A 13,010-nucleotide genomic window follows, 5' to 3' on the forward strand; every position below is an offset into this window, starting at 1 on the left:
GAACACAAATTCTTTCGCTATGCTCAAGGAATGGCCTCCGGACTCGAGCTCACCACCCTCGGACATCGCATCCGACACCACCGCACGCGCAGCGGCATGACCCTGGACGAGCTGGGCGCCGCCGTCGGCGTCGCCGGATCGCAACTGAGTCTCATCGAGAACGGCAAACGGGAGCCGAAGCTCTCCCTGCTGCAGGCGATCGCCGATGCGACCGGCACCGAGGTGAGCGACCTCATCTCGGGCGAGCCGCCGAACCGGCGCGCCGCATTGGAGATCGAGCTCGATCGCGCGCAGTCCAGCTCCGTGTTCCGCCAGCTCGGCATCGCCCCGGTGCGGGTGAGCAAGGGCATGCCGGACGAGACGATCGAGTCGATCCTGGGCCTGCACCGCGAACTGCATCGCCGCGAGCGCGAGGCGATCGCCACGCCGGAGGAGGCACGGCGGGCCAACACCGAGCTGCGCCTGAAGATGCGCGCGCTCGACAACCATCTGCCCGAGATCGAGGCACTCGCGGAGAAGCAGCTGAAGGCGGCGGGGCACTCCTCGGGCGCCCTCACCCACCGCACCGTGAGCATCATGGCCGAGCAGCTCGGCTTCGAGTTGCTGTACGTCGACGACCTGCCGCACTCGACGCGCTCGGTCACCGATCTGGAGCACGGGCGGATCTACCTCCCGCCGGCGTCGATCCCCGGCGGCCACGGCCTGCGCTCGATGGCCCTGCAGGCGATGGCGCATCGGATGCTCGGACACACTCCTCCCACCGACTACGCCGACTTCCTGCAGCAGCGACTCGAGATCAACTACTTCGCCGCATGCTGCCTGATCCCGGAGACGGCGGGGGTCGCCTTCCTGCAGCAGGCGAAGAAGGACCGCAACCTGGCCGTCGAGGACTTCCGCGACGCGTTCGGCGTGACCCACGAGGCCGCCGGCATGCGGATGACCAACCTCATGACGAAGCACCTGGACATGCGGCTGCACTTCCTGCGCGTCGACGAGTCGGGCGCGCTCACCCGCGTGTACGAGAACGACGACCTGCCGCTGCCGATGGATGTGACCGGATCCGTCGAGGGTCTCACCGTGTGTCGCAAGTTCTCGGCGCGGGCGGCCTTCAGCCAGCGCAACCGCACCACCGAGCACTACCAGTACACGGACACTCCGTCGGGAACGTTCTGGTGCTCCACCCAGACCGGATCCACCGACGGCGGCGGCTTCTCGATCACGGTCGGCGTGCCGTTCGACGACGCCCGGTGGTGGCGCGGTCGGGAGACCACGGATCGCGCACAGTCCACCTGCCCCGACGAGGCGTGCTGCCGCCGCCCGCCGGCGGGGATCGCGGAGCGCTGGAACGACAAGGCCTGGCCGAGCGCCCGTGTGCACACGCACATGTTCTCGCCGCTCCCCCGCGGCGCGTTCCCGGGCGTCGACGACAACGAGGTGTACTCCTTCCTGGATCGGCACGCGGCCCAGTAGGGCGGTCCGGCCAGGGGGCTCGTGCGGACGGCCGGGGGCGCGTGCGGACGTGCGGCGTGCGGACGGGCGGCGGGTGTGGCGTGCCGGCGCGCGACACCTGCAGGATCGTGCCACGGCTGCAGGACGGATCCGCCGTTTCCGTCCTGCAGCCGTCGTGCGATCCTGCATCCGTGTCGGGAGCACCGGTGCGGGATCCTCGGCTAGCTTCGGAGCATGCCCCTTGCCCTCGTCACCGGCGCCGCGCGCGCCGACAGCATCGCGGCGGGGATCGTGCCGCGCCTGGAACGCAGCGGGTGGACCGTCGTCACCAGCGACCTCGACGACGCCCGCTTCCCGGCCGACCTGTCGACCGCGGACGGCCCTGACGCCCTCATCGCCGCGGTGATGCGCGAGCACGGGACGATTTCGGCCCTGGTGCTGAGCCATGCCCACGACGTGGAGTCGGGGATCCTCGACACGACCGCGGACAGCTTCGATCGACACGTCGCGGTCAACGCGCGTGCGACGCTCCTGCTGATCGCGGCGTTCGCGCGGCAGGCCGCGCCTGAGGGCGGGGCCATCGTCGCGCTCACGAGCGACCACGTGACCGGGAACCTGCCCTACGGCGCGTCCAAGGGCGCGCTCGACCGCATCGTCATCTCCGCGGCGCGCGAGCTCGGACCTCGCGGGATCTCCGCGAACGTGCTGAATCCGGGTCCGATCGACACCGGATGGATGGATGACGCGACCCGCGCGCACCTGACCGGCCTGACCCCGCAGGGGCGCCTCGGCCGACCGGCCGATGTCGCGGCCCTCGTCGACTTCCTCGTCTCGCCCGAAGGGCGCTGGGTATCCGGCCAACTGCTCAAGTCCGACGGCGCCTTCTCCGCCGAGTTCTGAGTCGGCCCCCGGCGCAGGGCCGGGGCAGGAACCGGGCGGCGGCAGGTGCAGGATGGTGGCCGGGGCGGCGGCAGGTGCAGGGGATGGCGGCTGGCGTGTGAGGGACGGGCGGCGTTCTGGGCGGCCGGCGCGCGACACCTGCCCGATCCTGCGACGGATGCACGACGGATCCGCCGTTCTCGTCGTGCATCCGTCGCGTGATCGTGCATTCGTCGCACGACCCGACCGACCCCGGCCGACGCCCGACGACGCGGATCGGTCGGTACTCGTCCGCCGATCCGTGGGCTCAGTGCACCGAGACGAAGTCGGCGTAGCGGCGCAAGGCTGCGGTGACGGCGGCCGGCTCCGGCGCCGACTCCCCCTCGAAGAGCTCTGGGATCGGATGGTCGCGGTGCCGGCCGACGGCGGCGGAATGCGACCAGGCGCCGGCGATGCGTCCGCCGGCGAGCAGGCTCGCGCGCACCATGCCGTTCTTGCCGGGGCCGATCGACGCCATGCTCCGCGCCGATGCCACGGGCGAGCGATCGGCGTACGAGATGTAGTACTCGTCGAACATCGGCAGGGCGAGGGCCCCGGCATCGTCCGCCCCCGCGGCGCGCCGCGGGCGGGCCGCACCGAGGAACACGCCCTCCGCCTGCTCCGTCACGCGGGGGCGCCCCCGCTCCGCCGCCTCGCGCGCCACGGTGATCGGCAGTCCCGACCACCATGCGAAGTCATCGACCGTCGCGGGACCGTGTCCTTCGACGTAGCGCACGAAGAGCTCCGCGAGCGGATCGGCGGGCGGCGTCGTCTCGGGGATCCATTCCTCCGCCAGCATGAACAGCTGCTCACGGGAGACCGCGTCGTCGCGGTGAACCACGGGCCCCTGCACCAGGATGCCGCGCACGTTGAGCGCGTAGATGAGGTGCACGCCGCGCTGACCCGCCGGATCGATGCCGATCTCCGCGAGGTCGTCGAACAGCTGCGCCCTGGTGCGCCCGCCGTCGGCCAGGCGCTCGCGGAACGCCGCCTCGACGCGGGCGATGAGGGCGTCGTCGATGCCGAGCTGGCGCTGGCGGGTCGCGTCCTGGCGGAGCTGGCGATCGCCGGTCACCGACAGCACCCAGCGCAGGTCTTCGGCGGGGATCACGTGCAGTGTGCCCCGCATGGTGTGGGTGCGCACGAGCTCGCCACGGTCGAACGCGGCGTCGACGGCGGCGAGTGTCGGCGCACCGGACGATCGGATGCCGAGCGCCCAGCGGCCGGCGATGAATTCCTGGCCCTGCACGGCGAGCATGTGCCGGGCGGCGGCGACCGGGGTGCGCGCAGGGGCGGTGAGCCGGTGCGAACGGAGCCGTTCGCTCAGAAGAGCCGTCATGGACCCATCATGCCGTGCGGTCCCGACATCGGCCGGGTGCCGCGGACAGCGCCGCGCACGCGGTGCGGACACCGCGGCGCGGGCGCGGATCCGTTCGGATCCGATGAGTTCCCTATGACGATGCTCAAGACGACCGATTCTTGGGCTTCTCTGTCAAACCCGCGCCGACGATGGTGCCATGGCAACGCTCACCACCCTCAGCCCGGTCCCGCGACGTGTCGCCGCGCCGGCCCGCCGGCTGCGCCCGGCGCTCTGGCGGATGGCCGCGGTGACGCTGATCTGGGCGACGAGCCTGTTCGTGCTCGCGCTCTGGGTGAGTGGCGCCGGGGTCCAGTCCCTGCTGGCTGTCGACGGCGACACGCTCACGACGCTGGGCCGCCTGACCGGCCTCGTGTCGGCGAACCTGCTGCTGTACCAGGTGCTGCTGATGGCCCGCGTACCCGTGTTCGAGCGCGGCTTCGGCCGAGACGGCATCACTCGGCTGCACCGCCTCGTCGGGTTCTGGTCGTTCTGGCTGCTGCTGGCGCACCTGGTGCTCATCACCGCCGGGTACGCGATCACGTCGCACACCAACGTGTTCGTGCAGGCCTGGGACTTCGTCTGGGACTACCCCGGCATGCTGCTCGCGACAGCCGGCACGGGACTGCTGATCCTCGTCGTTGTCACATCGATCCGCCGGGCGCGCCGTCGGCTGCGCTACGAGTCCTGGCATCTGCTGCACCTGTACGGCTACCTCGGCGTGGGCCTCGCGATCCCGCACATGCTCTGGACCGGCGCCGACTTCACCGCCTCCGCCGGTGCGACGTTCTACTGGTGGGCCCTCTGGGCGTGCACGGCGGCGTGCGTGCTGTGGTTCCGGGTCGCGGTGCCGCTGATCCGCAGCGCCCGGCACGGCCTCCGTGTGGCCTCCGTGTCCCCCGACGGTCAGGACGGGGTGTCGGTCCGCGTGGCCGGTCGCGACGTGCGTCGTCTCGGCGCCCGCGCCGGGCAGTTCTTCATCTGGCGTTTCGTGGACGGACCCGGCTGGACCCGCGGCCACCCGTTCTCCCTCGCGGCGGATCCCGCCGGTGACGAGCTGGTCATCTCGGCCCGTCGCGTCGGCGACGGGACCGATCGGCTGGCCGAGCTGCGTCCGGGCACGCGGGTCATGGTGGAAGGCCCCTACGGCCACATGACCGGCGAGCGCCGGAGCGGCTCGCGCCTGCTCATGCTCGGCGCCGGGGCGGGCGTCGCACCTCTCGTCGCGCTGCTCGAGTCGGAGCCGTACGCTCCAGGAGAGGCGATCCTCGTCACCCGCGACCACTCCGCCTCTCACGGACTGCGCCGCGCGGAGATCGACCGGCTCGCGGTCTCCCGAGGGCTCGTGCACTACACGCTGCACGGGCGCCGTGCCGAGACGGGCACGAGCTGGGTGCCCGCCACGCACGCCGAGTGGGACGGTGCGCAGCTGCTGCAGCGCATCGCCGGAGACCTGTCCCTGTACGACGTGTACCTGTGCGGGCCCGTCCCGTGGATGCAGAGCATCCGCCGCGACCTGCGCGCCGCCGGCGTCCCCGCCGAACGCATCCACAGTGAGGCCTTCGCCGTCTGAGCGGCGGATGACGGATCCGAGAGCGAGAGAACCATGAAGAAGATCGTCTACGCCGTCCTCGCCACGCTGACCGGGCTGGTCCTGCTGTTCAGCTACCGCACCTCCCTGGAGGCGGTCGCCCCGGCCGCGAGCGGCACCGCCGGCACGGCGAAGAGCACGACCGGATCCGCCACCGGGACGACCTCGGGCAGCACGTCCTCCGGGGCGTCGTCCGGCTCGTCGACGTCGGCGTCCGGCAGCTCCTCCGGATCGTCCTCCACGACCTCGGGATCCGGATCCGCCACGACCCCGACCGGTCTCAAGGACGGCACGTTCACCGGCCAGGCCGCCGATACCCGTTACGGCGCCGTGCAGGTCGCGATCACGGTGTCCGGAGGGCAGATCACCGACGTGTCGGTGCCGCAGTACCCGAACACCGAGCGCCGTGACGAGGAGATCAACGCGCAGGCGATCCCGATCCTCGTCTCGGAGACCAAGAGCGCCCAGTCGGCGCAGGTCGACATGGTCTCGGGCGCCACGTTCACCTCGGACGGCTACACCCAGTCGCTGCAGAGCGCGATCGACCAGGCGAAGGCATGAGCACCGTGGCACAGCCCGTGCAGCCGCCGTCTTCCGAGCACGCGCGCGCGGCCGGACCTCGGCGCCACGTCGTCACCGCGGAGCTCATGGGTACCGTCGCGAGCGCGCATGTGCTCACCGCCTCCTCTTCCCCCGCCCCGGACGTCGTCGCACGGATCGCCGCCGCGCAGTCGGCGGCGATGGACGAGCTGCACGAGATCGACGCGCTGTTCTCCCCGTTCCGCGCGGACTCGCAGATCTCGCTGCTGCGCGCGGGGTCGTTGCGTCCCGAGGATGCGGATCCGCGGATCCTCGAGGTGTCGGAGGCCTGCGTCCGCCTCACGTCGGCCAGCGGAGGGCGGTTCGACGCGAACCGGCACGGCTGGTTCGACCCGACCGGGTACGTCAAGGGCTGGGCCGTCGAGCGAGCGGCCTTCCGGCACCTCGCCCCGCTGCTGGCCGAGGACGGCGTCCTCGCGGCGGGGCTCTCCGCGGGCGGCGACATGCAGCTGGTCACGGCGCCCGGTGCGGACTGGGTCTGGACCGTCGGCATCGCGGATCCGCTCCGCGCCGGCGCCGTGCGGGCACAGGTGCCGTTGCGGGAGGGCGCCGTCGCGACCTCCGGGCCGGCCGAGCGCGGGGCGCACATCGTCGATCCCCGCACGGGACACGCCGTGCGCGATGCCCCCACGGCGACCGTGATCGCCGCGCACCTGAGCGACGCCGACGCCTGGGCGACGGTCGCCGTGGTCGCGGGCTTCGACGACCTCACCTGGCTGCGCGCCGCCCCCGACTGCTCCGGGATGCTGATCGCGGCGGACGGTCGCATCCGCCGCTGGGCGCACGGGTTGGAGGTCGCCGCGGTCGCCACGGAGCCCGCCCTCCTCCGCTGAGCACGGGGCGACCGTTTCCTCGCTCAGCGACCGGTGGCGAGGGGAAGTCGCAGCAGGAACGTGGTGCCGGCGTCCGACGTCTCCTCGATCGCGACCGACCCGCCGTAGCGCGTCGCCACGTCGCGCACCAGTGCGAGACCGAGCCCGAATCCGCGGCGCCTTCCGGTCTCGGGGCCGCGGGCGAACCGCGTGAAGATCCGCTCCCGATCCTCGACCCCGACGCCGGGGCCGCGGTCGGCGACCCGGAATTCCGCGAAGCCGCGCCCCGGGCCGCTGCCGGGTCGCGCCGAGATCACCACCGACGAAGCCCGCGGCGCGTGCTGCACGGCGTTGTCGAGCAGGGCCGTGCACAGACGGGTCAGGGTGACGTCGGGCACGGCGACGGTCAGGCCGGACGCGACCTCCGTCTGCAGCACCACGTCCGCGCTCTCGGCGATCGGCAGAATCAGGTCGACCGCGCCGTTCACCGCGGCCGAGGCGTCCGACACCGCCGTCGGGACAGGCCCCTGGTCCGCCTGCGCGGCGAGCAGGAGCTCGGTGAGGATGTCGTCCATGGCTGCGGTGTCGCCGCGCAGACGAGCGAGGGCATCGCCGATGTCGTCGCCGCGCGCGACCCTCCGCTGCAGGATCTGCACCCGGCTGGACAGGGCCGTGAGCGGGGTGCGCAGTTCATGGCTCGCGTCGGCCACGAAGTCGCGCTGCGCCTGCAGCGCGACCTCCAGCGGGGCGACCGCGCGCCGAGCGGCGAACCAGGCGATCAGCCCGAGCAGCGCCACCCCCACGATTCCCAGCACGATCACCCACGGCAGCACCCGGTCCACGTCCACGACCACGTGATCGGGATTGTCGACGGGCAGGCCGCCGGGCCGGGGTCCCGCCGTGACGCGGTCGTCGCCCTGGGGACGTGAGGTCGCGAGGATCACCGCGACGAGTATCCCGACCCCGGCCGCGATCACGATGGCCGAGGCGACCCCCGTCCACACTCCGATCTGCCGGGCCGAGCGACGCACCCGGTCCCGGTCGGCGGATCCGCTCACGACGTCGTCCCCCGTCGGCGGGTGCCGCGGATCATCCCGGATCCCCCGCCCGATAGCCGCGCCCGCGCACGGTGTCGATCATCTCGGGCGTGGTCTTGCGCCGGATGTAGTGCACATAGGTGTCGACGGTTCCGACGCCGTCCGCCGAGGAGAAGACTCCCCGCAGGATCTCCTCGCGGCTGAACACGCGCTCGGGGCTCGCGGACAGGAACTCCAGGAATGCGGCCTCCGTGGCCGTCAGCGACACCCGAGCGCCGGTGGGCGAATGCAGCACCCAGGAGTCGGGGATGAACGTCCACTCGCCGATGGCCCGACGACGGCCCTCCGCCTGGAAGCCGCGGCGCAGCGCGCGGAGTCGTGCCAGCAGCTCGTCGAAGTCGAAGGGCTTGGTGAGGTAGTCGTTGGCGCCCGCGTCCAGCCCCTCGACGCGATCCGGAACGGCGCCCAGCGCCGTCAGCATGAGCACGGGCGTGGTGATCCGCGCGGTGCGGACCGCCTCGACGAGGCGCGCCCCGTCCATTCCCGGCAGGCGGCGATCGACCAGCATCACGTCGTAGCGCTCGTCGAGCGCGCGGCGCAGAGCGACATCGCCATCGGACACGTGATCGACGGCGTACGTGTCGCCGAGCACCTCGAGGGTCATCTCGGCGATGTCCGCGTCGTCCTCCACGTAGAGGAGTCTCGGCCGGGCGTCGATCATGCAGGCCTCCTGTCCTCAGGATTGCACCACACGCGTTCCAAGACGAGGCTCAGGAAACGCCCGGTTCGGGGCGCCCTCCACGCAATCGGGGCGCGTCCCACCGGGAAGATCCGGCGGGACGCGCCCCAGAGTGTGAGGACGGGCCCCACACAGCGGGGAGCCGCCCGATGCGAGCGCTCAGCCCTGCAGCGTGACCTCGCGGCGCACCGGGAGCACGACCGGGTGGGATCCGGCCATGACCTCGAGCACGCGGATGACCTGGCTGGAGTAGCCGAACTCGTTGTCGTACCAGACGTAGAGGATCACGTCGGTGCCGTTCGCGATGGTCGCGAGACCGTCGACGATGCCGGCGCGATGCGAGCCGACGAAGTCGGTGGAGACGACCTCGGGCGATTCCACGTAGTCGATCTGCTGGCGCAGCTTCGAGTGCAGCGACACGCGACGCAGGTAGTCGTTGATCTCGGCCTTCTCGGCGGGGCGCTCCAGCGTCAGGTGCAGCACGGCGAGCGACACGTCCGGGGTGGGCACACGGATCGCGGACCCGGTGAGCTTGCCGGCGAGCTCGGGAAGCGCGCGGGCGACGGCCTTCGCGGCGCCGGTCTCGGTGATGACCATGTTCAGCACGGCGGAGCGGCCACGGCGGTCGCCGGAGTGGAAGTTGTCGATGAGGTTCTGGTCGTTCGTGAACGAGTGCACCGTCTCGACGTGACCGCGCACGATCCCGTACGCCTCATCGACCGCCTTCAGCACCGGCGTGATCGCGTTCGTCGTGCAGGATGCGGCGGAGAGGATCCGGTCGGCGTCCTCGATGGTGTCGTGGTTGATGCCGTGCACGATGTTCTTCAGCTCGCCCTTGCCCGGCGCGGTGAGCAGCACGCGTGCCACGCCGGTCGACTCCAGGTGACGGCTGAGGCCGGCCTCGTCGCGCCAGCGGCCGGTGTTGTCGACGACGATCGCGTCGTGGATGCCGTAGGCGGTGTAGTCGATCGTCGCCGGGTCGTTGGAGTAGATGACCTGGATCCGGGTGCCGTTCGCGATGAGCTGCGAGTTCTCCTCGTCGACGTCGACGGAGCCCTCGAAGCGGCCGTGCACGGAGTCGCGCAGCAGCAGCGACGCGCGCTTGACGAGGTCGTTCTCGGCGCCCTTGCGCACGACGATCGCACGCAGGCGCAGCCCGCTGCCGCCGCCCGTGTGCGCGATGAGGATGCGGGCGAGCAGACGCCCGATGCGGCCGAAGCCGTAGAGCACGACGTCGGTGGGCTCGGCGGCGCCGGAGGACTCCCCGAGCGCCGGGGCGAGCTCGGCGCGCAGCCGCTCGAGAAGGGCCGCGTCATCGCCCTCCACCTTCTCGACCAGCCGGCCGACGTCGAGCGATGCGGCCGAAGGCGCCAGCTCGCGCAGCGCCTCGAGCACGGCGAGGGTGTCCTCCAGGGCGAGCTCGCCGTGGCCGAGGGCGGCGACGCGCTCGTGCACCTCGAGGATCTCCGTGGTGGACAGGCCCAGCAGACGGTGCCCGTGCAGCGACGTCACCACGTCACGATCGCGGTTCAGCCCGCCGATCAGCGGGATCATCCGCTCTGCGAGTTCTTCTCTGGCCTTCCAGTCGTCGCGGCGCGCGGCGAAGTCGTTCATCAGCGTCCTTGCAAGCAGATGCGCCAGGGGTCGGTGGCGCGGAATCGGGAGGGGCGGATCCGCCCTCTTCCAGGGTAGGCGTCGGCGAAGCCGCGACTCGGCCGATCCGGAGCGCAAGAACAGCCGTTCTTTGCTCTGGACGCAAGCGCTCGATGCGCTTCACGCGTTTCGGGGAGCAATGTTCGCCGTCCTGACGCCCGGGACGCGACGAACATCGCTCCTCGAAACCCGAGGGTCCTTTCGTCTACACTGGTGGAATAATGACTGGAACTCCCCTCGGCGACGACGCCGACCTTCTCCTGCACGGCGGACGGATCCGCACCTTCGATGCGCGCGGATCCGTCGTCGATGCGCTCGCGATCCGCGACGGACGCGTCATCGCCGTCGGGGCGGACGCCCGTGCACTCCGCGCGGCCCAGACCCTGGACCTCGACGGTCGCACCGCCATCCCCGGCGTGAACGACGCGCACCTGCATGCCGCCTGGCTCGGCGCGCGCTGGCCGCACCTGTTCTTCTCCGACGGCCCGGCGCACGAGCAGCCGTCCGGCCGGCTGGTGCGCACCGACGCCGACCGTCGGGACGCCCTGCGCAACGCGTGGCGCCTGCTCGCCGAGCTCGGCATCACGAGCTACACCGAGCCCGGGATCGGGCCGGGCGAGGACGCGGGCGAGACGGGATGCTTCGGCACCGCGATGATGGACGCCTATCTCGACCTGCACCGCGCAGGCGCCCAGACCACGCGTGTCACGCTGCTGCGCCTGTTCGGAGAGCTCGACGGCACGGCCGACCTCGCCGCTTTCGAACACGGGATCCGCGCACCGAAGCCGGACACCGACCCGCGCTGGCTCGCCGTCACCGGCGTGAAGATCTTCGCCGACGGGATCCCCCCGATGAGCACCGCCTGGGTCAGCGAGCCGTATCCCGACGGCACGTCGGGCGAGCTGCTGCCCCAGGGCGCCGCGGGGGCGCTGCACGCCTACCGACGCATGATCACCCTCGCCATCGAGCAGGGCGAGCAGGTCGCGGTGCACGCCACGGGCGACCGGTCGATCGAGGAGTTCCTTCGGGTGCTCGAGGCGCACCCCCGGTCCGCCATCGCGCCGCACTACGTCGTGCACGCCGACCTCGCGACGCCCGCGCAGATCGAGCGCATGCGTGTCGTCGGCGCCGGGTTCGCCGTGCAGCCGCTGATCGCCGAGCACACCCGCGCGTGGGCGGGGATGCAGCTGGGACCGGAGCGCGCCGATGCCGCCTGGCCGCTGCACGCGATGATCGCCTCGGGCGCCCTCACCACGATCACCAGCGACGCTCCGATCGCGACCCCGGACTGGCGCATCGGGCTCGATGCGTCGCTCGTCCTGCTCGGCCGCGACGACACGGAGAGCCGTGCGGCTCTGCTGCGCAGGATCACCGTCGACCCGGCACGTCAGGACGGGGCATCTGCCTGGAAGGGCTCTCTCGAGGTCGGCAAGGTCGCCGACATCACGGTGCTGGACGAGGATCCGGCCGAACCCGGACGCGCGTTCGCCGGCATCGGCATCGCCCGCACGATCGTCGACGGCCGGACGGTGTTCGCGCGGGGCTGATCCCCGGCTCCGCGCCGCGCCGTGACGCGTCGAATGCACCGTATCCTGCCGAACGCACGGCTTCGTCATGCGCACGAGCCGTGCACTCGGCGGCTTCCCGTGCACTCGGCGCCCCTCTCCAGTCTCTCGCGGCTCGGCGCGCCTCACGACGTCCCGCGGCGCCAATCCCCCGCGCGGGAAAGGGGCGGGCGACGTGTCCGCTCGTCGCCCGCCCGAGGATCCGGCCCCGTCCGCGAGAGCCGGATCCTGCTGCGCCGCCTCGCCGCGCACAGGAGCCGGGGCGAGGCGGCGCCGCTCTCACACCGCCGTGGCGATGAGCACCCGCGGGCTCGCCGGGAGGGCGATCTTCTCGCGCACCTCCCAGCCCGCGTCTTCGAGCCAGCCGCGCACCTGCGCCTCGGGGTAGACGATGGTGCCGTCGATCACGAGGTACTCCCCCGCGTGCAGGGCATCGATCGCGCGCTGAGACGCATCGTCGTCGAGGAAGAAGTCGAGCACGGTCAGGGTGGCGCCCGGAACCGCCGCGGCCCGGAGGTTGCGGAAGATCTGGGCGTTCTCCTCGGCGGAGAAGCGGTGGATCACGTGATTCGCGAGCACCGCGTCGTAAGCGCCCTGCGGCTGCGTGGTCGCCGTGTCGCCGATCTCGACCGCGGTGCGGTCCGCCACACCCGCCGCCTCGACCGCCTCCGCGACGCCGCCCTCGAACCCGGGGGCGTAGAGGAAGGTGGTGCGCAGGCCCGGGTTGCGCCGCATCGCCTCGAGCGCGAAGCCCGCCGACAGGCCGCCGAAGTCCAGCGCGTTCGTCGCGGCGGAGAGGTCGACGAGGCGGCCGAACTCCTGCGCGTGCAGGGCGTTGTACGTCATGACGCCGGCCATGAACGTTCCCCAGCGGGCGTCGTCCATCTGCAGGTCGCCGGGCTCGGTCGTGTCGACGGTGTGTGCGAACTGCAGCCAGTGCGGGTAGCTGATCTCGCCGAGGAAGGTGAGGAACGGCGCGAGGTCGAGGGCCGAGGCGTCACCGGCCAGGTAGGCGGCGGCGTCCGGCTCGAGCGCGTAGCGGCCCGCGGTGCGGGTCAACAGGCCCTTGCCCGCCATCGCGTCGGCCAGGATGCGCGCGATGCGGTCGCTCACGCCGGTGCGCTCGGCGATGGCCGGGACCGTGTCGGCGCCGTCCGCGATCGCCGCGAACAGGCCGATCCGGCTCGCCTCGAAGAGCTGCTTCGAAGCCATGTAGCCGGTCGCGATGTCCAGGATCCGCGCGGCGTCGGGGGTGGTCGTCATGTGTCATGCCTTTCGTGTTTCTACGA

At 71.9% G+C, this 13,010-nt stretch carries 11 protein-coding genes; 6 read left to right on the top strand and 5 right to left on the bottom strand.

All coding sequences use genetic code 11. The features are described 5' to 3' along the window. The first annotated feature begins 30 nt into the window (after nt 1-30). Together ACFWCK_RS01010 and ACFWCK_RS01015 are read left to right on the top strand one after the other, a co-directional pair. Complete coding sequence (locus ACFWCK_RS01010; RefSeq protein WP_233312607.1) at nt 31-1,470, top strand: helix-turn-helix domain-containing protein; 1,440 nt, start codon at nt 31-33, stop codon at nt 1,468-1,470. Between the two features lie 213 nt (nt 1,471-1,683). Continuing rightward, the gene (locus ACFWCK_RS01015) at nt 1,684-2,349 is read left to right on the top strand and encodes an SDR family oxidoreductase (protein WP_378804131.1); all 666 of its coding nucleotides are present in this window, start codon (nt 1,684-1,686) and stop codon (nt 2,347-2,349) included. Nucleotides 2,350-2,635: 286 nt separating this feature from the next. Here ACFWCK_RS01015 and ACFWCK_RS01020 read toward each other — a convergent pair whose 3' ends face one another. Continuing rightward, entirely contained in the window at nt 2,636-3,706 is a 1,071-nt protein-coding gene (locus ACFWCK_RS01020; protein ID WP_378804132.1) for a winged helix DNA-binding domain-containing protein, read from the bottom strand. 178 nt (nt 3,707-3,884) lie between these two features. On the opposite strand from ACFWCK_RS01020, the gene ACFWCK_RS01025 reads away from it, so the two are divergent. From ACFWCK_RS01025 to ACFWCK_RS01035, 3 genes are read left to right on the top strand one after another with little or no spacing between them, the layout of a single operon-like run. Next, entirely contained in the window at nt 3,885-5,297 is a 1,413-nt protein-coding gene (locus tag ACFWCK_RS01025; protein WP_378804133.1) for a ferric reductase-like transmembrane domain-containing protein, read from the top strand. Between the two features lie 33 nt (nt 5,298-5,330). Beyond that, nucleotides 5,331-5,876: an FMN-binding protein gene (locus ACFWCK_RS01030; RefSeq protein ID WP_378804134.1), complete on the top strand. Its 546-nt coding sequence runs from the start codon at nt 5,331-5,333 to the stop codon at nt 5,874-5,876. Continuing rightward, entirely contained in the window at nt 5,873-6,748 is an 876-nt protein-coding gene (locus ACFWCK_RS01035) for an FAD:protein FMN transferase (protein ID WP_378804135.1), read from the top strand. Before ACFWCK_RS01030 ends, ACFWCK_RS01035 begins: the two co-directional genes overlap by 4 nt. Before the next feature lie 23 nt (nt 6,749-6,771). Here the strand turns inward: ACFWCK_RS01035 and ACFWCK_RS01040 are convergent, their stop codons facing one another. The 3 genes from ACFWCK_RS01040 to ACFWCK_RS01050 form a co-directional block, all read right to left on the bottom strand. Beyond that, nucleotides 6,772-7,785 carry a sensor histidine kinase gene (locus ACFWCK_RS01040; RefSeq protein ID WP_378804136.1) on the bottom strand — a complete coding sequence of 338 codons (1,014 nt, stop codon included), beginning with the start codon at nt 7,783-7,785 and terminating at the stop codon, nt 6,772-6,774. Between the two features lie 31 nt (nt 7,786-7,816). Further along, nucleotides 7,817-8,485 carry a response regulator transcription factor gene (locus ACFWCK_RS01045; RefSeq protein ID WP_378804137.1) on the bottom strand — a complete coding sequence of 223 codons (669 nt, stop codon included), beginning with the start codon at nt 8,483-8,485 and terminating at the stop codon, nt 7,817-7,819. Nucleotides 8,486-8,662: 177 nt separating this feature from the next. Further along, nucleotides 8,663-10,117 (bottom strand): glyceraldehyde-3-phosphate dehydrogenase, encoded by a 1,455-nt coding sequence (locus ACFWCK_RS01050; RefSeq protein WP_378804138.1) that lies wholly within the window; start codon nt 10,115-10,117, stop codon nt 8,663-8,665. Between the two features lie 260 nt (nt 10,118-10,377). On the opposite strand from ACFWCK_RS01050, the gene ACFWCK_RS01055 reads away from it, so the two are divergent. Next, nucleotides 10,378-11,703 carry an amidohydrolase gene (locus ACFWCK_RS01055; protein WP_378804139.1) on the top strand — a complete coding sequence of 442 codons (1,326 nt, stop codon included), beginning with the start codon at nt 10,378-10,380 and terminating at the stop codon, nt 11,701-11,703. A 297-nt stretch (nt 11,704-12,000) separates the two neighbouring features. Here ACFWCK_RS01055 and ACFWCK_RS01060 read toward each other — a convergent pair whose 3' ends face one another. After that, entirely contained in the window at nt 12,001-12,984 is a 984-nt protein-coding gene (locus ACFWCK_RS01060; RefSeq protein ID WP_378804140.1) for a methyltransferase dimerization domain-containing protein, read from the bottom strand. Nucleotides 12,985-13,010: the final 26 nt, after the last annotated feature.

This window comes from Microbacterium sp. NPDC060117, from assembly GCF_042729315.1.
In the GTDB taxonomy this organism is placed as follows: domain Bacteria; phylum Actinomycetota; class Actinomycetes; order Actinomycetales; family Microbacteriaceae; genus Microbacterium.